Raw genomic sequence first — 21504 nt, 5'->3', positions numbered from 1 at the left:
CTACCACTGTAGCCGCGTCTCGCGCCGCAAGCCAGTCTGGCGCACGGCGCGCGCCGGGGCGGGCGTCAGTCGCGGCCTTTTTCATGCGAGGCGCCGCGTTCGCCACCGCCGCCGCGCTGCGGTTCCTGGCCACCGGACGGCCGCCCGCCGCCATGTTGCGGGTTGCCCTGGGGCCGCGCCTCGGGCCGGTTGGCGGGCGCCGCGCGCGGCTCGCGTGGCGGGCGTTGCGCCAGGTTGTCCGGCGCCGGGCTGGAATGTGGCCCGTGTTGCAGCCCTTGTTGCGGCCCCTGTTGCGGCCGCGATTGCGGTTGGGCTTGCGGCGGGCGTGGCGGATTCTGGCTCTGCGGTTGAACCTGTGGCTGTCGCGCCTGGTTCTGCGGCGCCGACGGGCCACCCGTGACACCGCGATTGAACTCCGGACGGCTAGCGCCGGGGCCGCGGTCCGCGCCACTGCCCGCCCGGTTCGGCGCGCCGTTGCCAGGGCCGTTGCCGGGGCCGGCGCCTGGCCGCGCGCCCGCGTCCGGGCCGCCCCGGCCCGGCGCATGCTCCACGAATGCTTGTGGCGGACGGCCCTGGTTGTGCTCGAAGAACTGGGCGCGGTTGCCGCCGGCTGCGCGCACGAAACCGCGTTGCACGTCGGTGGGCGGATGGTGCGGTTCGTTGCGCGCGGCCAGTTCGCGCGGATCGGCCCGCCGCTGGATGCCGGCGGGGCCGCCGTGATAGCTGATGCGGCGGTTGTCGATGTTGTTGACCACCACCGTGTGGTTGTAGACGTTGGTGACGCGGGTCACGTTCACGTTGGTCACGGCGCGGTTGTAGAAGAAGCGGTCGTGGTCCCAGTAGCCGCCGACGTAGCCGATGCCGACGTAGCCGAAGCCGTAGTTGATGCCGCCGTAGAAGCCGATGTGCGGTCCCCAGTAGCCGGGGTGCCACAGGTAGACGCCGTCGACGAAGCCCCAGTAGCCAGGGGTCCACAACGCGCCGGTGTAAGGCGCCAGCACCCAGGCGCCCGGCACCCAGAAAAAGCCGTAGCGGTTCAGGCTCCAGTATCCCGGCACCCACAGGTAGCCGTCGCCGGGCGCGGGCGGCTGACTGTAGACGGGCAGGGGCGGCGGCGGTTGCGGGCTGCGGTCGACCGGCGCCAGGTTGGCGTTAGCCGGATCGCCGCTGTCATAGGCGGGGGCGGGCGGTGGCGCGTACGTCTGCGCCACCGCGCCGGCGCAGACCGTCATCAGCATGGCGGCGGCCAGCGGGCGCAGGCGGGCAAGCGGGGCGAGGGCGTTCATGGCGTTTCCTTTGCGCGGCAGGGCGCGCGGATCAATAGCCGTGGTAGTAACCGCCGTGGTAGTAATAATGCGGCGCGGGGTAGTAGTAATAAGCGGGCGCCGGCCGGTAATAAGCCGGGCGCGCCGGCACCACCACACAGCCGGTGAGGGCGCTGGCCATCGCCAGCATCAGCAAAATCGTTTTCTTCATGGTCATCTCCTGCCGAGCGCGAGGCGCGTGACGCGCCGCTTTGCGGCTCGTAGGGATTAGGCCACGGCCAGGGGGCCGAGTTCGAGGCCTGTAATGGTTCCGAAACAGCTTTCGGGTGACGGATGTTTGCGCCAGCGTGACCGTTGATGTCGTTCGTAGCAATTGTTCCGGCCTGGCAATCCGCGTGGCGGTGGCCTGCATCCACTTGCGCAGCGTCACGCTTGCCAGCGGGCGTGACGCGCGGTTCAACGACGGCAGGGGGCTCAGTCTGGTGCCGTGGCGGTCGGCGTTGAACGGCGGCCGGGCAAGTGCATCATCCGCTATTGAAAATGCGCCTATGATTGCACAAAGGTAAATTATAGGGGCCGCCATGTCGCGTCCTGATCTCAATCTCCTGCTGGCGCTGGATGCCCTGCTCGACGAAGGCAGCGTCATAGGCGCGGCGCGCCGCATGCATCTGAGCGCGCCGGCGATGAGCCGCACCCTGAGCCGCATTCGGGAGGCGCTGGGCGATCCGGTGTTCGTCCAGGTCGGCCGCAAGCTCATGCCCACGCCCAAGGCGCTGGCATTGCGCGAACAGGTGCGGGTGGCGGTCGAGCAGGCTACCCGGGTGTTCGCCGCCGATGCCGAGATCAACCTGAAATCGCTGGACCGGCGTTTCAACGTCCGCGCCACCGATGAGTTCGTAAGCATCCACCTGGGCCATCTCCTGGATACGATGGCGCGGGAAATGCCGCGGGCGATGCTGCGCTTTTCGCCGGAGGAAGACGACGTGGATGAAGAGGCGCTGCGCACTGGCCGCATCGACCTGTTCATCAGCGCCTCGCGCAAGCTGGGGCCGGAAATTCGCGTGCAGTCCCTGTTCACCACGACGTTCGTGGGCGTCGCGCGCGCCCATCACCCGATTTTCGACGGCGAGATCACGCCCGAACGCCTCACGCGCTGGGAGCACATCAACGTGTCGCGGCGCGGCAAGGCCGCTGGGCCGGTCGATGCCGCGCTGCAGGCGCTGGGGCTGCGCCGGCATGTCGCGCTGGTGGTGCCCAATCCGTACACGGCGCTGTTCGCACTGCAGGATTCGGATCTGCTATTGCCCTTGCCCCGGCATCTGGCCAGCACCGCGCTGGCCGCGGGCCTGCGCATTCGCCTGTTCGACCTGCCGACGCCGCTGGAAACGGTGCTGCTGACGCAGGCCTGGCACCCGCGCCTGGACGCCGACCCGGCCCATCAATGGCTGCGGCAGACCATCCACACGCTCTGCAACGAAAGCCAGGCGCAGGCGGCCAGGCGCGCCAAGCCATAGCGGGGGGCTAGGCGCCATGCATGCGTATGACGCAATCATCTGAGTGCAATAAATTCACTTTTCGGAATGATTGGGCCTGCCTACAGTGAGGCGTATTGATCACTGTAGAAGGGCTGCATCGTGCACTCGGCGACCGTGCCTGAAGCAAATTCGGGCGTCTTTCCACGCCTTTCCCGATTTCGGCGGCGGCTGGCGCGTGGCCTGACTTTCCTCGATCTGACGACACCACGCGCGACCTATGTGATGCGTTCGATCCTGGCCGCCTGCCTGGCCTTGGTGGCGGCCTATCTGCTGCAACTGCACGCGCCCTACGCGGCGGCTTCCAGCGTGCTGCTCGTCATCAACCCCGTCCAGGGCGGCGTGATCGGCAAGGGGGTGTGGCGGGTGCTGGGCACGCTGGCCGGCATGCTGGCGGCCTTCGCGCTGATGAGCGCCTTTGGGCAGATGCCCTGGCTGTTCCTGCTCGGTTTCGGCGCGTGGCTGGGCGTGTGCGTGGCGGGCATGACACTGCTGCGTCATTTCCGGGCCTATGGCGCCGCGCTGGCGGGCTATACCGTGGGCCTGGCGGCCTACGGCGCCATGCAGCACCCGGAACGCACCTTCGATCAGGTGATGGGGCGCGGCGCGTCCGTGCTGATCGGCGTGGTCTGCCTGGCGCTGGTCTCGGCCCTGTTCAGCAACCGCAGCGTGCATAGCCGCCTGGCCTCGCTGCTCGACCGCCTCGCGGCCGCCGCGGCGGACGTGTTGGCGACGCATCACCAGGCTATTCAAGGCAGCGCGGAACCGGGCGCCAGGCCCCTGGATGCCGGACGGCGCTCGCTCATCGCCGAGGTATACGGCGTGGACGATCTGCTGGCGCTGGGCAAGGCCGAGTCCGCCGATCTGGCCCATCGCGCCGGCACGGTGCGGCACACGATGGTGTCGCTGTTCTCCGCCCTGGCGGGCGGTGCGCCGCCGCTGCGTGAAAACTGCGCCGGCGGCGCCGCGCTGCGTGCGTTGCGGCCGGACTGGGAGCAGGCATGGCACGCGGTCGGACAGGCCCTGAGGCAGGAACCCGGCCCGGCCGCAAGGGCGTATGCGATCCGGCATCTGACCGGCCTGCGCGCCCGGCTGGTGGCCAGGCTCGCCGCGACCTCGCTGGACGCTGCCGCCGATCAGGCCGCGCTGATGATCGCGGGCGATCGTCTGATCGAGCAACTCGACGATTACCTGCAAGCCATCGAAGGCATCGAGCGTTTCCACCAACCCAGGCCGACGCCGGCGCGCGTGTCCGTGCCGTTCCACCGCGATACGGTGACAGCCCTCCAGAACGGCGCGCGCGCCCTGTTGACCGTGCTGATGGGCGGCGCCTTCTGGATCGCCACCGGCTGGACGGAGGGCAACATGATGCTGGCGGGGTTGGCGGCGGCATGCGCGCTGCTGTCCACTGCGCCCAATCCCGCGCTGGGTGCGGTCGAATTCATCAAGGGCACGGTGGTCGCGGTGGCCATGGCTTTTCTATGCACCTTCATCGTGCTGCCGCACGTCTCGGGCCTGCCGCTGCTACTGGTGATCCTGAGCCTGTTCTGGCTGCCCGGTGTGTATGCCACCACCATGCCGCGTCATGCGCTGGCCGGTGTGGCCTATCTGGTGGCGTTTACGACGCTGGCGGCCGCGGACAACCCCATGCGCTACGACTTTGCCCTGTTCCTCAATGGCGCCGTGGCCTGGGTCCTGGCGACATGTTTCACGCTGCTGGGCTTCAGGATCGTGCTGCCGCGCAACCCGGCGCGCGACGTCACGCGCCTGCGTCAGCGCATCCGTGACTCGGCGCTGGGCGCCTTGCGCGGCGAAGCCGCCGATGCGCAGGCCTGGCAATGGCGCCAGCAGCACCGCATTGCGCAACTCGGCGCCTTGCTCAGGACGCAGCCGCAGGCGATGGAGCGCGCCATCGCCCAGGCGCTGACCAGCCTGCATCTGGGCCGGGAAACACTGCGCTTGCGCCGCTGGCTGCGCCAGGCGCCCCAGGACGCCGAGTGGCCGCGCGTGGTGGCGCGCACGCTGCGCTATTTGCGCCAGCGGGCCGGCGATCCCGCGCGCGCGGCACGCCATGTCCACCGCGCGGCGGCCTCCTTGGCGCGTTTGCCGGCGCGTTCCCGCGCCGCGATGGATGACGTGCGCCGCGTGACGGTCGTGCTGATCGACATCGCCGCGCTGCTGCAACGCCATGCGAACGACGTTCCGTCCCGCTCCGGAGACCATGCCCATGCTCAGTGAGTTCTCGTTGGCCGGCATCTACCTGCCGCCGTTCTTTGTCTACGCCTGCGCGGCCTTGCCGATTTATCTGGGCCTTCGCTACGTGCTGGCGCGCAGCGGGCTGCTGCGCTGGGTGTGGCATCCGGGCCTGTTTGAGTTCGCCATTTCCCTTTGCCTTGTTTCCCTGTTGGTGCTTTATGTCTGAACGCTCATTTCCCGCCACGCTCCTGCTGCGGGCGGGACTCACCCTCGCGGTGGTCGTTGCCGCCGGGTTTCTGGTCAGCGCGCTGTGGCGCGCCTACGTCGTCGCGCCCTGGACCCGCGATGGCCGTGTCAGCGCGCAGATCGTGCGCATCGCCCCCGAGGTGTCGGGCACCGTCGCCGAGGTCTCTGTCGCGGACGATCAATACGTCAAGCGGGGCGCCGTGCTCTATCGCATCGACAATGCCAGCTTCGCGCTGGCATTGGCCCAGGCCGAGGCGCAGTTGGCCGCGGCCGAGGTGTCCTTGCGCCAGAAGACCGAGCAAGCGCGACGGCGCCAGGGCATGGAAAGCCTGGTGCCCGCCGAGGACATCCAGCGGGCGAATCAGGCCGTGGCCATCGCTGCGGCCGAACTGCGCGGTGCGCGGGTCGCCGTGGACAGGGCCAAGCTGGATCTGACGCGTACCGAACTGCGCGCGCCGACCGATGGCTACGTCACGCGGCTGCGCTTGAACAAGGGCGACTACGCCGTGGCGGGCCAGCCGAACCTCGCGCTGATCGACGCCCACAGCTTCTGGATCACCGGGTACTTCGAGGAAACCAAGCTGCGCGGCATCCAGCCCGGCTCCGCGGCCCGGATCCGCCTGATGGGAGTCGATCAGGTGCTGCGGGGGCGGGTGGCCAGCATCGGGCGGGGCATCGCCGACGGCAACCAACAGGCCGACGCGCAGGGCCTGCCGAGCGTGGAACCCAGCTTCAGTTGGATCCGGCTGGCGCAGCGCATTCCCGTGCGCGTCGAGTTCGAGCATGTCCCGCATGACGTCGTGCTGGCCGCCGGCATGACCGGCAGCATCGAGGTCGCGTCCTCGGCAGGCACGCCGGCGCCCCAGGGCCGGCTGATCTCGCTGCTGTACCACTGGCTGTGAGGACAAGGCCATGCATGCACCCATCCCTCGCACGCAGCCGCGCCTTTGGCGGGCACTGCTGGCCGCGCTGCTGGCCGCCCTGACTGGCTGCGTCACCGTGGGCCCGGACTATCGCACGCCGGCGGTGGCGGTGCCCGCGCACTGGATCGAGGCCGGCGCCGCCATGGCCGATGGCGACCGCGATGGCTTGCGCGCCTGGTGGCGCGCCTTCCAGGATCCCTTGCTCGACCGCCTGGTCGATCAGACCCTGGCGCACAACCAGGACCTGGACATTGCCTTGGCACGCCTGCGCCAGGCACGCGCCGAGCGCGCGCAGATCGCTTCGGCCGCCATGCCGGCGGTGTCGGCCGGCGCCGCCAGCCAGGCCGTGCGGAGTAGCCAGGCACTCGGCTCGCAGCCCGGCGGACAGGCGCGGACCTGGCATATGGGGTTCGATGCCAGTTGGGAGCTGGATCTGTTCGGCGGTACGCGCCGCGCGGTCGAGGCCGCCGACGCCGGCATCCAGGCGTTGGCCGAGAACCATCATGCGCTGCAAGTGAGTCTGGTGGCCGAACTGGTGTCCGATTACGCCGGGCTGCGCGCCGCGCAACTGCGCCTGGCCATCGCGCGAGACAACATTCGCGCGCTGGGCCAAGCCGAGCGCTTGGCGGAACAGGCGCGCCGCAGCGGCCTGGGCACGCTGGCCGACGTCACCCAGGCCCGCGCCGAGCGCGAAATGGCCCAAGCGCAACCGCCCTTGCTGGAAGCGGACATCGCCCGTTTCAGCCATGCCATCGGCGTGCTGGCCGGCGGGTTTCCCGGCGATTGGCATGCCGCCCTCGCCACCCCCGCCCCGGCTTTGGCCATGCCGGCTGATTTGCCGCTGTCTGTGCCTTCGGACGTGATTCGCCAACGCCCCGACCTGCGCGCCGACGAACGACGCTTGGCCGCCGCCACCGCGCAGATCGGCGTGGCGCAGGCCGAACGCTTGCCCACGTTCCGCATTCCCTTGGGGCTTGGCACCACCGCCAGCGTGATCCGCGACCTGTTCTCGGGCGCCAGTCTGGCATGGTCGGCGGCGCTGCAGGGCAGCCAGTCCCTCTATGACGCCGGCCGCGCGCGGGCAGGCGTGACCGCAGCACAGGCCAACGCCGATGTCGCGCGGCGCGTGTACGAGCGGGACGTGCGTTCGGCGCTGCGCGATGTCGAAGACGCCTTGACGGCATGGACCCGCGAACGTCAACGGCAGGCCGCGTTGCAGCAGGCCGTTGCCGATAGCCAACAGGCCTTGCAACAGGCGGCCCAACTCTATGCGCGGGGGCTGAGTGCGTACCTGCCGGTGCTGGTGGCGCAGCGCGGCCTGAACCAGGCGCGCGATGCGCTGACGCTCAGCCAACTGGCTCAGTTGCAAGCAGGCATTGGCTTGTACAAGGCGCTGGGGGCGGGGGGGGCGGACTCGGGGTTGGTCGCGCAGTCCGAGCCACGCGCCGCCGCAGAAGCGGCGGCGACGCAATGACCCGTTGACGTAGGGGAGGTGCTTGATGGGACCGCGCCAGCTTCGCCCTTTCCCGGCCATTGCCGAAGAACGCCGCTTCGCCCCAAGAGCGCAGAGGCTGCGCAGCGAGCCGGCTCCGCTGCCGAGAGCCATCAAGGCGCCCGGGCGCCGCGTCCCTCTATCTCGCGTTCCATTTCGGCGCGCGCCGGCATAGGTGGATCGCGCCTGACCTATTGATGAACTTGCGGTATCGAGTCCAGGCGCGTGCCAACGACATGCGGCACTGGAGTCCGTGTGAAATGAAAAAGGCCGCCTCGCGGCGGCCTGGGGGCAGGGCTTGCGGGCGCCCGGCCCGGGATCAGTTCCAGCGGCCGCCGTTGCCGGCCAGGCTGAAGCGGCCGGCGCCCATGAAGGCGATGGCCAGGGCCGTGAACAGGAACATGCCTTGCAGTTCCAGCGCCCAGCCGCCGTTGTTGGTCAGGCTGCCGAGCTGGCCGGTGTGCGCCAGCAGGATCGCGACCACCATGTTGATGGCGATGATCAGGCCGCCCAGGCGGGTGTAGACGCCGATGATCAGCAGCACCGGCGCGATGATTTCGCCGATGTAGACGCCGTAGGCCAGGAAGCCGGGCAGGCCGTGCGAGGACAGCATGCCGGCGATGCCGCCGACGCCGCCGCCGGTGATCTTGAACAAGCCATGGAGCAGAATCAGAATGCCGAGGGTCAGGCGCAGGATCAGCTTGCCGGTGTCGTCGGACTTGATCATGGTGGGTTTCTCTTAGGGTGGTTAGGGGGATGCGATGCGCAGGTTGGAGCGCACGCCGAGCCTTGGGTTCCCGCTCCCGCGCCGGCTGGCGCGAGGTGGGCCATTATTACAAATCCGGAATGTGACCAGCAAGCGTTTTGCCCCGCGCTGGCGGGGGGGCGCCGACGATGGCTTACAGTTCCTCCAGGAAGCGCATGCGGAAGCGGCGCCCCTTGATATTGCTGTTGGACAGGCGCGCGAACGCCTGCTTGGCGATCTTGCGATCCAGCGCCACGTAGGCGTTGAACTCGGTGATGTTGATCTTGCCGACCTGCTCGAAGGCCAGGCCGCCGTCGCCGGTCAGGGCGCCCAGCAGGTCGCCGGGACGCAGCTTGTCCTTCTTGCCGCCCTGGATGCACAGGGTCACCATCGGCGCGCGCAGCGGCCGGTCGGCCTTGGGGCGCAGCGACTTGAGGTCGCCCCAGGTCAGGGGCGCGCCCTGGTATTGTTCGATCAGGTTGGCCCAGCGCATCTCGTCGGGCGAGCACAGGCTCAGCGCCAGGCCCTTCTGCTCGCCGCGGCCGCTGCGGCCGATGCGGTGCACGTGCACCTCGGTGTCCTTGGTGACGTCGACGTTGATCACCGCGCCCAGGTTCTGGATGTCCAGCCCGCGCGCGGCCACGTCGGTGGCCACCAGCACGGCGCAGCTCTGGTTGGCGAACTGGATCAGGATCTCGTCGCGCTCGCGCTGCTCCAGGTCGCCGTTCAGCGCCAGGGCGCTGATGCCCTCGGCCTGCAGCCGTTCGACCAGGTCGTGGCTGCGGATCTTGGTGTTGCAGAAGGCCAGCGTCGTGACCGGACGGAAATGCGCCAGCAGTTTCGCCACCGCGTCCAGGCGTTCGGCGGGGTCGATTTCGTAGAAGATCTGCTCGATGCGGCTGGCGTCGTGCTGGGCCTCGACCTTGACCTCGGCCGGGTTGCGCAGAAAGCGCGCGCTCAGCTTGCGGATGTTGTCGGGGTAGGTGGCCGAGAACAGTAGGGTCTGGCGCTTGGTCGGGCAATGCGAGGCGATCGCCACGATATCGTCATAAAAGCCCATGTCGACCATGCGGTCGGCCTCGTCCAGCACCAGCGTGGTCAGGCCCGACAGGTCCAGGCTGCCGCGTGCCAGGTGATCCTGGATGCGGCCCGGCGTGCCGACCACGATGTGGGCGCCGCGCGCCAGCGACTCGGCCTGCGGCCGCGCCGCGGCGCCGCCGCACAGCGTCAGGATCTTGACGTTGGCGATCTGGCGCGCCAGCCGCCGCAATTCCTGCGCCACCTGGTCGGCCAGTTCGCGGGTCGGACAGAGCAGCAGCGCCTGCGGCATCAGGCGCGTGGTATCGAGCTTGTGCAGCACGCCCAGGCCGAAGGCGGCGGTCTTGCCGCTGCCGGTCTTGGCCTGCGCGATCAGGTCACGGCCGTCCAGGATCAGCGGCAGGCTCTGCGCCTGGATCGGCGTCATGTGCTCGAACCCCAGGCTTTGCAGGTTGTCGAGCAGGGCGGGCAAAAGGGGCAGGGTGGTAAAGGGCGTCTGGGTCACGGTCAGGCTCTCGCAGGAACTGCGATAAATACGGATTCGGCCGACAGTGTAAGGCCTGAACCGGGATCGGCCGGCGTTGCGGCCGGGGCCGATGGCCGGCGTGCCTCGGCCCCAGGGCGCCTGCGGACCTCAGGCCGACGGTTCGTAGGTGCCGGCCAGCGCCCGCGCCGCGGCCTGCATGCGCGGCAGCCAGGCGCGCGCGCCGTCGATCGACAGCCGCGCCAGCGGCGCGTGCAGCGCCACCGCGGCGATGGCGCGGCGTCCGCGCAGGATCGGCACCGCCATGCAGACGATGCCCAGCAGGAATTCCTCGCGGTCGAAGCTGGCGCCTTCCTTGCGGATCGTCAGCAGCTCGCGTTCCAGCGCGGCCGCGTCGCACAGCGTGTTGGGCGTGTAGCGCGGCAGCGGCGCCGCGGCCAGCAGGCGCGCGCGGGCCTCGCGCCGCATGTGCGCCAGGAACAGCTTGCCGCTGGCGCTGCAGTGCAGCGGCACGCGCGAGCCGGGCTGCAGGTTGACGCGCAGCGGCCAGGCGGTCTCGACCCGGTCCAGGTAGATGACCTCGTCGCCGTCCAGCATGGTGCAGTTGCAGGTTTCGCCGATTTCGTCGACCAGGCTGTCCAGGATGCGGTGGCGCTCGGCCCGCAGCGGCGAATTGAGCAGGGTGGCGCGCGCCAGCGCCGACAGGCGCGGGCCGGTGATGTAGCGCTTGCCGGCCGGTTCGCGCAGCAGCATGCCGGCGTCCACCAGCCGCGACAGGATGCGCAGCACCGACGGCTTGGGCAGGCCGGTGGCGTCGGTCAGCGCCGCCAGCGAGACGGGCGCCTCGGAACCGGCGACCTGTTCCAGCAAGGTCAGCGCGCGCAGCGCCGCGGAGGATTCGTCTTTCATCTTTCAATATTTGAAGATTTGGCGAAAGGCCGCCAGGTTGGTGCGGATTCTGCAGAAAATGGAACGCTGCTGGGTGGGAAACGCCGGGCTTCTGCTGCAGTATCGGTTCACCCCGGCCAATATGCAATCCAAGCCGCGCCGGTCCGCCAGGAGAGAGACCATGAGCAGCAAGCAACACATGACCCCCAGCGAAGCGTTCGTCGAGACGCTGGTGGCGCAGGGCGTCAAGGACGTTTTCGGCATTGTCGGCTCGGCCTTCATGGACGCGCTGGACCTGTTCCCCGCCGCCGGCATCCGCTTCGTGCCGACGGTGCACGAGCAGGGCGCCGCCCACATGGCCGACGGCTATTCGCGCGTCACCGGCCGCCACGGCGTCTGCATCGCGCAGAACGGCCCCGGCATCACCAACTTCGTCACCGGCGTGGCCGCGGCCTACTGGGCCCACAGCCCGGTGGTGGCGATCACGCCCGAGACCGGCACTGCCGGCATGGGCCTGGGCGGCTTCCAGGAAACCGAGCAACTGCCGATCTTCTCGCGCATCACCAAGTACCAGGCCCACGTCAACCGGCCCGACCGCATGGCCGAATTCACCGCCAAGGCCTTCGACAATGCGCTGGCCGAGCGCGGCCCGACGCAGTTGAACATCCCGCGCGATTATTTCTATGGCGAGATCGACGTGGCCATTCCGCAGCCGCGCCGCATCCGCCGCGGCCCCGGCTCGGAAGAAGACCTGGAAGCGGCCGCGCGCCTGCTGGCCGAGGCGAAATTTCCGGTGATCGTCGCCGGCGGCGGCGTGCTGTTCTCGGCCGGCCAGGCCGAATGCGTGGCGCTGGCCGAACTGCTGGGCGCGCCGGTGGTCACCAGCTACCTGCACAACGACGCCTTCCCGGCCAGCCATCCGCTGTGGTGCGGGCCGCTCGGTTATCAAGGTTCCAAGGCCGGCATGAAGCTGCTGTCGCAGGCCGACGTGGTGTTGGCGCTGGGCACCCGCCTGGGGCCGTTCGGCACCTTGCCGCAGCACGGGCTGGACTACTGGCCGCAGAACGCGCGCATCATCCAGGTCGATGCCGACCACCGCATGCTGGGGCTGGTGCGGCCGGTGTCGGTGGGCATCTGCGGCGACGCCCGGCCGGCGGCGGCGGCATTGACCGCGAAACTGCGCGATCGCCAGGTGGCCTGCGCGGCCACCAAGGCGGCGCGCGGCCAGGAGATCGCCGCGCAGAAAAGCGCCTGGGAAAAGGAACTGGACGGCTGGTCGCACGAACGCGACGACTGGAGCTTGGACATCATCGAGCACGGCGGCGGCCGCATGCATCCGCGCCGCATGCTGCGCGAGCTGGAACGCGCCATGCCCAGGCACGTGATGGTGTCCACCGACATCGGCAACATCTGCTCGGTGTCCAACAGCTACCTGCGCTTCGACGAGCCCGATTCGATGCTGGCGGCCATGAGCTTCGGCAATTGCGGCTACGCCTTGCCGGCGCTGATCGGCGCCAAGCTGGGCCGGCCCGACCGGCCGGCGGTGGCTTACGTGGGCGACGGCGCCTGGTGCATGAGCTTCCAGGAACTGCTGACCTGCGTGCGCGAGCGCATCCCGGTCACGGCGGTGGTGTTCCACAACGGCCAGTGGGGCGCGGAAAAGAAGAACCAGGTGGACTTCTACGGCCGCCGCTTCGTCGGCAGCAACCTGCTCAATCCCAACTTCGCGGCGCTGGCGCGGGCCATGGGCGCCGAGGGCATCCGCGTCGAACATGCCGACCAGGTGGGCGCGGCGTTGCAGGCGGCCTGCAAGGCGCAGTCCGAGGGCAAGACCACGGTGCTGGAGATGATGGTGAGCCAGGAGCTGGGCGACCCGTTCCGCCGCGACGCGCTCAAGCAGCCGCGGCGCCTGCTGGACAAGTACAAGCGCTACGTCAACCAACCGTTCCAGCCCGGCGAGGTGCCGCTGCCGATCGATCCGGTGCGCGGCTGACGCCATGGCCAGCGACCGCTTGTTCGAGCCGCTGCGGGCCGCGGCGCTGTCGGCCGGGCGGGTGCGCACGGCGGTGGCCTATCCGCTGTGCGCCTCCAGCCTGGGCGCCGCCGTGCAGGCGCGCGAGGCCGGCTATATCGAGCCGCTGCTGGTCGGGCCGGCGGCCCGGCTGGCGGGCTTGATGGCCGAGCTGGGCCTGCGGCCGGGCTCGATGGAAATTGTCGACACCGCTGACGACGAGGCGGTCGCCGCGCGCGCCGCCGCCGCCCTGGCGCGCGACGGCGCGGTCGGCATGCTGATGAAGGGCAGCCTGCACACCGATCACTTCATGGCGGCGGTGGTGGCGCGCGAGTCGGGCCTGCGCACCGGCCGGCGCATCAGCCACGCCTTCGTGATGGCGGCGGCCGCCTATCCCAAGCTTTTCCTCCTGACCGATGCCGCCGTCAACATCGCCCCGACCCTGCAGGAGAAGGCCGACATCGCGCAGAACGCCATCGACCTGGCGCGCGCGCTGGGCGTGGCGCGGCCCAAGGTGGCGGTGCTGTGCGCCACCGAATCGGTCAATCCGGCGATGCCGGCCACGCTGGACGCGGCGGCGCTGTCGAAGATGGCCGACCGCCAGCAGATCCGCGGCGGCCTGATCGACGGCCCCTTGGCGTTCGACAACGCCATCTCGCGCCAGGCGGCCGAGCAGAAGGGCATCGTCTCGCCGGTGGCGGGCGACGCCGACATCCTGCTGGTGCCGGACATCGAGGCCGGCAACATGCTCTACAAGGAGCTGACCTGGCTGGCCGGCGCCGCCACCGCCGGGCTGGTGTTGGGCACGCGGGTACCGGTGCTGCTGACCAGCCGTTCGGACGCGGTGCAGGCGCGCGTGGACAGTTGCGCGGTGGCGGCGTTGTACGCGCGGGCGCTGGCGGCTGGCCATTGACGGTCTGGTGCAAGCGATTTGCCGCGTCTGGTTCTAGACCCTGCCTGAGCCCGCGCGTACCTTGGCCCCACTGGCTGGGCGCGTGCCGCGCCCGGCGATCGAGGAGGGTAGGCAATGCACAAGACCGTCACCGTGGATCTGCTGGCCGAATTCGCGGCCGCGTGGAATCGCCACGATATCGATGCCCTGATGTCCTTCATGAGCGAGGACTGCGTCTTCGAAACGGTGGGCGGGCCCGAACGCTGGGGCGCCCGGCACAGCGGCCGCAAGGCGGTGCGCGCGGCCTTCGAGGCGGCCTGGAAGAACTTTCCCGATGCGCAGTGGCACAACGGCCGCCATTGGGTGGCGGGCGAGCGCGGCGTGTCCGAATGCACCTTCACCGGCACGGCGGCGGATGGCTCGCGCATCGAGGCCGACATGGTCGATGTATTCACCTTCCAGGACGGCAAGATTCGCGTCAAGAACGCCTTCCGCAAGCAACGTCCGGCGCTGCCGGCCCGGGCCTGAGCCGCCGCCATCACCGGATATCGCCCCATGGATGCCGCTATGTCTTCCGATCCGTCGAATTCCGCCGATGCCGCCCTCGACGCCGCCGGCAGGCCGGCCGCGGCGGCGAGTCCGGCCGCCAGCGCCTATGACCCGCGCTACGATCCGCTGGTGTCGCTGCCGGGGCGCGGGCAGGAGTATGCGCCGACCTACTGGGTCGACACGGCCGGCGCGCCGCCGGCCGACGACGGGCCGATCCAAGGCGATATCGAGGCCGACGTGGTCATCGTCGGCTCCGGCTTCACCGGCCTGTCGGCGGCGCTGGCGCTGGCGCGCGACTATGGCGTGCGGGCGGTGGTGCTGGAAGCCAACCGCGCCGTGTGGGGCTGCACCAGCCGCAACGGCGGCCAGGGCCAGAACGCGTCGGGCCGGCTGTACCGCTCGCAATGGATCGCGCGCTGGGGGCTGGAGACCGCGCGCCGCCTGGATGCCGAGATCCACGAGGGTTTCGATTACTGGAAGAGCCTGGTGGCGGGCATCGACTGCGACGCGCAGCCCGGCGGTCATCTGTACACCGCGCACCGCGAGAAGAAGATGGCCTTCCTGCGCAACGAGGCGCGGGTGATGCGCGAGCAGTTTGGTTACGACACGCGCATGCTGACCCGGGACGAGCTGCGCGAGCGCTATGTCGACGACCACGAGGCGATGGGCGCGCTGCACGAGCCGGACGGTATCGGCGTGCATCCACTGAAACTGGCGTACGGCTATATGCGCCAGGCGCGCGCGCTGGGCGCGCGCATCCATCCGGGCAGCCCGGTGCTGGGCTGGAGCGAGGAGGGCGGCGGCTATCGGTTGCGCACGCCCGGCGGCACCGTGCGCGCCAAACGGGTGGCGTTCGCCACCGGCGGCTACACGGCGCAGGGCGTGAACCGCCTGCTCGACAACCGCATCATGCCGATCCTGTCCAACTCCATGGTGACCCGGGTGCTGACGCCGGACGAACGCGCCCGCGCCGGCCTCAAGAGCACGGTGTTCATCACCGACACCCGCACGCTGCGCTTCTACTACCGCCTGTTGCCGGACGGCCGCATGCAGATCGGCAGCCGTAGCGCGCTGCGCGGTGCCGACGCCCAGCAGCCGCGCCACCTGGCGCTGCTGCGCGAAGGCCTGGCGCGCAAGTTTCCGGCCTTGCGCGGCATCGAGGTGGACTATTCCTGGTGGGGCTGGGTCGATGTCAGCCACGACATGATGCCGCGCGTCAGCCAGCCGGACCCGGCGCGGCAGGTGTACTACGCCTTCGGCTACGGCGGCAACGGCGTGGCGTTTTCGGCCCATGCGGGCCGCCGCCTGGCCCAGCGCATGATGGGCCAGGACGGCCTGGCGTGGGATCTGCCGATCTACGACTCGCCGTTGCCGGGCCACCTGTTCGCACCGTTGCGCCGGCTGGGGCAGGCGCTGCTGTACCGCTGGTATTACCTGCGCGACGAAATGCTCTAGCGGCGATGGCGTGGCCTCGTCGCGCAACGCGCCCGCGTCATCGGCGCCGAGGACGCGGGCGCGGTCGGCTGCGCTCAGAACTGGTAGCGCACCCCGATCTGGCCGTTGTAGTCATGCTTGAGCTTGCCGGCGAAACTGCTTTCGACCTGGCTGTAGATGCGCCAGTTGGCGGACAGCCTGGCGTTGAGCGACAGGTTGATCAGATAGCGGCTGTCGTCCGCCATCGGGTTGCGCAGCACGTCGTCCGGACTGCTGTTGTTCACGATATCGATGCTGCCGCCGCGCCGCAGATTCTGCAGCCGGAACAAGCCGGCTGAAAGGGCCAGCGCATGCTGTTCATCGGACTGCAGGTTCAGGCCGACGGCGGCGCCGATCTTGGCATAGACCGGCCGGCTGGCATTGACGCGGACATCGACACCGCCCTTGTCGCCGTGCAGGGTATAGCCGCTGGTGGTGCCCGTGACGACTTCGACCGATGGCTCGATGAAGGCGCCGCCGTCGAACAGGTTTTGCCGCCATCCCGCCTGCACGCTGGCCAGCAGGGAGGTCGACCGCGCGCCCTGCGCGGCCAGGTTCAGGGGGCTCGGCAGTTGGTAAGTCTGGTTGGTTTTCAGGTACTTGGCGATGACGTCGACGAACGGGCCGTCCTCGTGGATCAGGGCGTAGTAGAGGCCGATACCGCCCGTGGTGTGCCGCTCCGACAACGGCCCTTCGCCCTGGCCGGAACCCTGTGTGTAGCTGCCCATGATGCCGTACAGCTGCCTGCCCTGCTTGCGGTCGACGCCGAATTGCAGCGTCGTGTGCTTCAGGCGCATCTGCTGGTAGTCGGCCCGCCCGTGGCTGGTCTTGAGCCAGAGTCCGGCGTCTTCATTGAGCTGGCGCACGTCGCCCAGGCGCTTGTCGAGCTGGTTGGTTTCGAGCACGAAGGAGACGCGCGGCAGGCTGGCCAGCGCGCCCGTGCGGATGATCTGCTGGCGCAACTCGGCGATTTGCCTGATGGTGCCAGCGTCCGCCGCGATGCCGGCCTGAGCCAGGTGGTTGGCGATTTCGCCGCGCGACTGCAAGGCGTCCAGTTCGGATAGCTTCAAGGAGAATGGCGTGAACAGCGAAGGGCCGCCCGTGGCGGGCTGGCTGCTGCCGGCGCCGGGCGTGCCGATGCCGGCGGGCGGCAGGGGCGGGTCCACCGGAGCAGGGGCGGTGCCGGTGTCCGCTGTGCCGGCCGTGCCGGTGTCGGCGGGCGGCAGGGGCGGGTTCTCCGGAACAGGGGCGGTGCCGGTGTCCGCTGTGCCGGCCGTGCCGGTGTCGGCGGGCGGCAGGGGCGGGTTCTCCGGAACAGGGGCGGTGCCGGTGTCCGCTGTGCCGGCCGCGCCGGTGTCGGCGGGCGGCAGGGGCGGGTTCTCCGGAGCAGGGGCGGTGCCGGTGTCCGGCGTGCCGGCCGCGCCGTTGCTGGCGGGCGGGGCAGGTTGGTCGGCTTCCCCAGTCTCGGCGGACGGCGGCGTGGTGGCGGGCGGGATGGCGCCGTCGCCCACCTTCCTGTACGCCAGTTGCCATTTTTTCTGCGTGTCGGTGTTGACGATCTCGAGGTTGGGCACGTACACCGTGAGCCCTTGCGTGACCGGGCCGAGCTCGAAATAGCCGTCCGCCGTTGCCGCAGGCGCGGCCGCCAACAGCAACGCGCCGCTGGCATTGTCCGGCACCGGCTCCTGTGCCAGGAGCGTGAGATCCAGGCTGTTGCCGCCACCCTGTGCCAGGGTGGCAATGCGGATGCTGTCGCTTTCGCCCGTTTGCGGCCGCGCGGTCAAGGCGAAATGCACGCCGCTGGCGATCAGGGTGTCGGTTTGCAGGGCGTGCGGCGCCCAGTCCGCCTGGGGCTGGGACAATTGCACGCGGCCGCCCGCCGGCAATTGCAAGGCGTCGAACTGGCGATCCTGCGTCAACTGCCAGGGGGCATCGTCGCGCATGCTGATGGCCCACCATTGCCGCTGATCCGCCTGCTGGCTGACCGCGAGGCCGCCAAGCCATGCGCCGGCGCCCTGGGAGGCGCCGGGGCCGTCGCCCGTTGCGTAAGCCTGCTCCAGCGCGAACAGGTCCGCCGGCGTGGTGGCGGGGGCGCTGAGCAGCAGATCCTCCCTGGCCTGCGCGGCGCCGGTGGCGGGGCCGTCACCGAGCTGCGTGATCCGCAACCGGTTGCCATTGCCGCTCAGCCCGGCGTTGACGGTCAAGCGGTCATGATCGCCGCTGTAGGGGTCGACCCGGAACACAAAGGTGCTGTCCGAGGCGGCAAGGGTATCGGCCGTCAGGTGGTAGGCGGGCCGGATTGCCGCGGCTGGCGCGGGATCCATGGCCAGGGAGGTGGCTGACGACGCAAGCGCCCGCGTCATGAACGCTTGTCGTGTCCGGCTGTTGTCGCCGAAGCCCAACTGAGCATGGTTTGCCTGGAGTTGGCGCAGCGTGGAATCTCCCGTGATGATCCAGCGGGCATGATCGTGCACCTGCATGCTGGCCCGCGCCGCGTCCACGGTTCCGGCGTACTCGGTTTCCGGCGCGTCGGTTGCCGCCGGCGCGCCGAGCGTGACGCGGCTGACGGCCAGGCTGGAGAGGTCGCCGAACGAATGGCTGCCCGGCGCCAGGTGCAGGCTCGCATTGTCGCCCGCCAAGGTGATGGACTGGGTGAAATAGTGGGCCGGGCCCGCGGGCGCGCCGGCTAATGTCAGGGTGGCGTCGTCCGCCACCGTGACGGCGCCATCGCCATACCAGCCGCCGCTGGCCTTGAGATGGGCGCCGTGGTCCAGGGTCAATGAAGCGCCAGCGAACCGGCTGTGATCCGTCAGTGCCGCCTGGTCGGAAACCACGGTGACGGCGCTGTCGCTGGCGTCGATGGCGCCGGCGAATTTCTCGCGGATTTCCAGCGTCGAGTTTTCCTTCAGCGTGATCTTTCCCTGGTAGCGGCTTTGGTCGGCGTCCGTGGCGGCGATGGAACTGCCCCGTTCCGGTTCCTGCGCCAATGGGCCGCCGTCGTTCCTGTCGATATACAGCAACGGGCTGCCCAGGATGACCCGCGCGCGGCGCGCGTCGATGTCGCCCTGCAGGGCGGCATTGCGCGCCAGGCGGAACGTGGTGTCCGTCAGCGCCAGTTTGCCGAGGGCGAAATGGCGCGTTTCCCAATCCGGCTGGTCGAACGATACGGATTGGGTCAGGACCGAGTCATCGCCGAGATTCCGCAGCATCTGCGCGATATCCGGGGTATTGACGGCATGGATGACGGGATGCCCCTGGAAAACCACTTCGCCCTGGCGCGCGCTGACGGCGTTGTCGCCAATGGCAATGTCGCCGTCGGCGATGAACACCGTGTTCGCTTGGTTGACGATGTCGACGTCGAGATTGTCTTTCAGGCTTCCCGCGAAAATGAATGCCGTGCGGGTGGGAAAGTACTCCCGCTTGCGCGCATTCGCCATCTCCAACGCGGGTTGCAACTGTTGTCCAGCGTATTCCCAGTAATCGTCGCTGGCTTGGGAAGCGAAGGAGGGAACCGTGGCGAAGCTGTTCTGCTTCAAGACAAAATAGCTGAGGCCGCGCCTGTACAGGTCGCCCCGCAATCCGGCCCCCGCGCGCGACGGCATGATGATGTAGTCCGTGACGGCCGCGGGGCTGACCGGGCTCAGGTTGAGCGTCACGCTGGCCTTTTGCGTGGCGCGGTTGGCGATCGTGGCGCCATGGTCCCGGGCGTTGTCGGCGAGCTGATTGAACGTGATGTCGTTGCCGTTGATGTCCAGCACGCCGCCGCGCACGCCCCACTGGATGCGGTCGGGATCGACCTGCCTGGCGTCGCCCAGCACGACTTCGGCGCGGCCGCTGGAAAGGGTGATGGCATCGAATGCCTGGACGCGGCCGTCGGCATCCGGCTGCTGGGAGAGGATCACCTTGCCGTCGCCCACGCGCAGGCCGCCGGGGTTGATGCCCGAGCCCCCGATGGTCAGGGTGCCGGCGCCGATCTTGTGCAGGTTGTCGCCGGCTACGCCATTGACGTTCCACTGCACGTTGACGTCTTGCTCGACGTCAATGCCGCCGCCCATCCAGGTCTGGTTGGTGTCGGGGGAAACGATGTAGTCGTTATGGAAAGTCAGCGCGCCCGCGCCCTGATTGACGGCGTCTTGCAGCCGGATGTGGCCGGTGCCGGTGCCGTCCGCGGTGCGAAAGGCGAGGTTTTTGCCCGCATCCAGGCCGGGGAAGTCGAGCGCGCTGTTGCTGAGCGCAAAAGTGGCCGACTTTTTGTAGCCGTGCATGGTGTAAGGGGTGCCGGTCGTCTGCTTGAGCGTGCCCGTGCCCTGCGCGCTGTCGAATGTCCAGGCCAAAGCCCCGTCGCCGGCGGTGTGGATGACGTCCGGGTCGTTATCTTTATTCAGAATTCCAGCGATGAAGTCATCCGGCAGATGCGACCAGTAGACGTAGCTACCCTGCTCGGACATGGCAAGATCCGCCGCCGTGCCGGCGATCACCCATTGTTTTTTACGGGCGTCCCAGGCAAACAGGGGGGAACCGCTGTCACCTTGTTCGGTGAATGAAGGCAGCAGGCCTTTATCGCCCTGGGCGATGACAAAGGTCTCATTCGACCATGTGGGCGTCACAATGCCGCCGGTCGCCCATCTATACGCATAACCGAGGTAATGCTCGCCGTCCTTGAGGGGCAGGTTGACGGGGTTGGGATCGACATCCGCCATGTTGATGCCCTCGTCTGGATGAGGGCCGACGAACTGAATACCCATGCCGACGCGGTAGAACAATGGAAATTGCTGACGCTCTGCCTCTGTCCAGCGATCCTTGTCGCTTCCGTCAAGCGCCGAGACCGCCGCTCGCGCCACCACGGATCGGGCGATCGGCGCCACATCGGTCACCAGTTTGCTTGTGCGGGTGATATCAAAATCCCATTCCTGGGTGTAATCGTGCACCGTATGATAATTCGGATGCAGGTCCCGCCTGATCTGAGAGTAGACCGTGCCGCCAAAGCGGGTTTCGTCGTGGTAGACGTTGTGCGCCACGCCAACGGCATACTGGGGCGCGATCAGGGTTTCAATCGCCCGGTCGTCGCTGACGCTGGAAAAATCGATGAACGGAATGGTGTCGCTCAAGCGGCCGCGCAGTTGGCCGGACTTGTCGTAGATGGGCACGCCCAGGGCGCCGGGCTGGAAGACGCCCTTGTTCTCGCCGAAATCGCGGTAGGTCTGGTAGGGAATGTCGATGCTGACGTAGCTGGCGCCGGCCGTGCCGGCAAACAGGGTCGCGGCCAGCAGCGGCAAGGCGGTCACGAGTGTGCCGAGCGGGCGTTTGCCGCGCGCGCGTCGGGTCGTGCCGGTGGTCGAGCCCCGCTTGCGCGCGCCGCATACCTCGGATACCGCGACCAGCTGGTTTTGATGGTTGTACTTGAGCGAGTAGATCTTGTTCATGGTGGGGGGGACATGCACCCAGGGGCAAGGAGGGGCCGCCGTCGTGGGTGTTCGACGTCGTTTCACACGGAGGGGACGGTGTTCGCCGCGCCGCGTCGCCGGGTCGGGCGAGCGGGGGGCGGCAAGCGACGGCGGAAAGACGTCCTGGGCGGGATCCTTCCGTCATCCTCGATGGGATGGGATTGGACTTGAGTTTGGCGGGTCTGGCGCCGCAACGGCCGATAAATCAGACGGCTTCAGCGCGGCGTGCTGCTCGCCATCGGCGGCATCGCGCCGCTGCGGGGCCGCAAGGGTCGGTCTGCCGTCAGCGGCGCCAGCCTGGCGGCGTGGCGGGCAAGGCTCGCGCG

15 protein-coding genes are annotated in these 21504 nt (G+C 69.0%); 9 read left to right on the top strand and 6 right to left on the bottom strand.

All coding sequences use genetic code 11. The features are described 5' to 3' along the window. Positions 1 to 65 precede the first annotated feature (65 nt). Entirely contained in the window at positions 66 to 1286 is a 1221-nt protein-coding gene (locus ACN6O8_RS21230) for an adenylate cyclase (RefSeq protein WP_427992964.1), read from the bottom strand. Positions 1287 to 1317: 31 nt separating this feature from the next. Further along, the gene (locus ACN6O8_RS21225; RefSeq protein ID WP_006385045.1) at positions 1318 to 1476 is read right to left on the bottom strand and encodes a hypothetical protein; all 159 of its coding nucleotides are present in this window, start codon (positions 1474 to 1476) and stop codon (positions 1318 to 1320) included. A 370-nt stretch (positions 1477 to 1846) separates the two neighbouring features. Between ACN6O8_RS21225 and ACN6O8_RS21220 the strand changes: the two genes are divergently transcribed. The 5 genes from ACN6O8_RS21220 to ACN6O8_RS21200 all read left to right on the top strand — a co-directional run bounded on the left by ACN6O8_RS21220 (position 1847) and on the right by ACN6O8_RS21200 (position 7636). After that, a complete protein-coding gene (locus tag ACN6O8_RS21220; protein ID WP_427992963.1) occupies positions 1847 to 2779 on the top strand; it encodes a LysR family transcriptional regulator in 933 nt (310 codons plus the stop codon). A 243-nt stretch (positions 2780 to 3022) separates the two neighbouring features. Beyond that, positions 3023 to 5035, top strand: coding sequence for an FUSC family protein (locus tag ACN6O8_RS21215; protein WP_427993068.1), 2013 nt, complete (start codon positions 3023 to 3025; stop codon positions 5033 to 5035). Continuing rightward, positions 5025 to 5219, top strand: a complete 195-nt coding sequence (locus ACN6O8_RS21210; protein ID WP_427992962.1) for a DUF1656 domain-containing protein — start codon at positions 5025 to 5027, stop codon at positions 5217 to 5219. The genes ACN6O8_RS21215 and ACN6O8_RS21210 overlap by 11 nt, the downstream gene beginning before the upstream one ends. Next, a complete protein-coding gene (locus ACN6O8_RS21205; RefSeq protein WP_427992961.1) occupies positions 5212 to 6141 on the top strand; it encodes an efflux RND transporter periplasmic adaptor subunit in 930 nt (309 codons plus the stop codon). Before ACN6O8_RS21210 ends, ACN6O8_RS21205 begins: the two co-directional genes overlap by 8 nt. Positions 6142 to 6151: 10 nt before the next feature. Further along, entirely contained in the window at positions 6152 to 7636 is a 1485-nt protein-coding gene (locus ACN6O8_RS21200; RefSeq protein ID WP_427992960.1) for an efflux transporter outer membrane subunit, read from the top strand. Between the two features lie 337 nt (positions 7637 to 7973). Here ACN6O8_RS21200 and ACN6O8_RS21195 read toward each other — a convergent pair whose 3' ends face one another. The 3 genes from ACN6O8_RS21195 to ACN6O8_RS21185 form a co-directional block, all read right to left on the bottom strand. Then, entirely contained in the window at positions 7974 to 8381 is a 408-nt protein-coding gene (locus ACN6O8_RS21195) for a DoxX family protein (protein ID WP_427992959.1), read from the bottom strand. A 172-nt stretch (positions 8382 to 8553) separates the two neighbouring features. Continuing rightward, a complete protein-coding gene (gene dbpA, locus ACN6O8_RS21190; protein ID WP_427992958.1) occupies positions 8554 to 9942 on the bottom strand; it encodes an ATP-dependent RNA helicase DbpA in 1389 nt (462 codons plus the stop codon). 129 nt (positions 9943 to 10071) lie between these two features. Next, complete coding sequence (locus tag ACN6O8_RS21185) at positions 10072 to 10830, bottom strand: IclR family transcriptional regulator (RefSeq protein ID WP_427992957.1); 759 nt, start codon at positions 10828 to 10830, stop codon at positions 10072 to 10074. Positions 10831 to 10990: 160 nt separating this feature from the next. On the opposite strand from ACN6O8_RS21185, the gene xsc reads away from it, so the two are divergent. From xsc to ACN6O8_RS21165, 4 genes are all read left to right on the top strand, one after another. Then, entirely contained in the window at positions 10991 to 12802 is a 1812-nt protein-coding gene (gene xsc / locus ACN6O8_RS21180; protein WP_427992956.1) for a sulfoacetaldehyde acetyltransferase, read from the top strand. A 4-nt stretch (positions 12803 to 12806) separates the two neighbouring features. Then, the gene (locus tag ACN6O8_RS21175; protein ID WP_427992955.1) at positions 12807 to 13733 is read left to right on the top strand and encodes a bifunctional enoyl-CoA hydratase/phosphate acetyltransferase; all 927 of its coding nucleotides are present in this window, start codon (positions 12807 to 12809) and stop codon (positions 13731 to 13733) included. Between the two features lie 114 nt (positions 13734 to 13847). Beyond that, positions 13848 to 14240 (top strand): nuclear transport factor 2 family protein, encoded by a 393-nt coding sequence (locus tag ACN6O8_RS21170; RefSeq protein WP_427992954.1) that lies wholly within the window; start codon positions 13848 to 13850, stop codon positions 14238 to 14240. A gap of 39 nt (positions 14241 to 14279) precedes the next feature. Beyond that, positions 14280 to 15716 carry an NAD(P)/FAD-dependent oxidoreductase gene (locus ACN6O8_RS21165; protein WP_427992953.1) on the top strand — a complete coding sequence of 479 codons (1437 nt, stop codon included), beginning with the start codon at positions 14280 to 14282 and terminating at the stop codon, positions 15714 to 15716. 74 nt (positions 15717 to 15790) lie between these two features. Here the strand turns inward: ACN6O8_RS21165 and ACN6O8_RS21160 are convergent, their stop codons facing one another. After that, positions 15791 to 21157, bottom strand: coding sequence for a S6 family peptidase (locus ACN6O8_RS21160; RefSeq protein WP_427992952.1), 5367 nt, complete (start codon positions 21155 to 21157; stop codon positions 15791 to 15793). Positions 21158 to 21504: the final 347 nt, after the last annotated feature.

Origin of the sequence: Achromobacter sp. (assembly GCF_050285565.1) — a bacterium.
GTDB lineage: Bacteria > Pseudomonadota > Gammaproteobacteria > Burkholderiales > Burkholderiaceae_B > Achromobacter.
This window is presented reverse-complemented; position numbering and strand designations above follow the sequence as displayed.

Bases quoted from the DNA above. Each gene is read 5' to 3' on its own strand.
- ACN6O8_RS21220 (WP_427992963.1), top strand. From the start codon at position 1,847: ATGTCGCGTCCTGATCTCAATCTCCTGCTGGCGCTGGATGCCCTGCTC.
- ACN6O8_RS21210 (WP_427992962.1), top strand. From the start codon at position 5,025: ATGCTCAGTGAGTTCTCGTTGGCCGGCATCTACCTGCCGCCGTTCTTT.
- ACN6O8_RS21160 (WP_427992952.1), bottom strand. From the start codon at position 21,157: ATGAACAAGATCTACTCGCTCAAGTACAACCATCAAAACCAGCTGGTC.
- ACN6O8_RS21215 (WP_427993068.1), top strand. From the start codon at position 3,023: ATGCGTTCGATCCTGGCCGCCTGCCTGGCCTTGGTGGCGGCCTATCTG.
- ACN6O8_RS21175 (WP_427992955.1), top strand. From the start codon at position 12,807: ATGGCCAGCGACCGCTTGTTCGAGCCGCTGCGGGCCGCGGCGCTGTCG.
- ACN6O8_RS21170 (WP_427992954.1), top strand. From the start codon at position 13,848: ATGCACAAGACCGTCACCGTGGATCTGCTGGCCGAATTCGCGGCCGCG.
- ACN6O8_RS21230 (WP_427992964.1), bottom strand. From the start codon at position 1,286: ATGAACGCCCTCGCCCCGCTTGCCCGCCTGCGCCCGCTGGCCGCCGCC.
- ACN6O8_RS21200 (WP_427992960.1), top strand. From the start codon at position 6,152: ATGCATGCACCCATCCCTCGCACGCAGCCGCGCCTTTGGCGGGCACTG.
- xsc (WP_427992956.1), top strand. From the start codon at position 10,991: ATGAGCAGCAAGCAACACATGACCCCCAGCGAAGCGTTCGTCGAGACG.
- ACN6O8_RS21165 (WP_427992953.1), top strand. From the start codon at position 14,280: ATGTCTTCCGATCCGTCGAATTCCGCCGATGCCGCCCTCGACGCCGCC.
- ACN6O8_RS21185 (WP_427992957.1), bottom strand. From the start codon at position 10,830: ATGAAAGACGAATCCTCCGCGGCGCTGCGCGCGCTGACCTTGCTGGAA.
- ACN6O8_RS21205 (WP_427992961.1), top strand. From the start codon at position 5,212: ATGTCTGAACGCTCATTTCCCGCCACGCTCCTGCTGCGGGCGGGACTC.
- ACN6O8_RS21225 (WP_006385045.1), bottom strand. From the start codon at position 1,476: ATGAAGAAAACGATTTTGCTGATGCTGGCGATGGCCAGCGCCCTCACC.
- ACN6O8_RS21195 (WP_427992959.1), bottom strand. From the start codon at position 8,381: ATGATCAAGTCCGACGACACCGGCAAGCTGATCCTGCGCCTGACCCTC.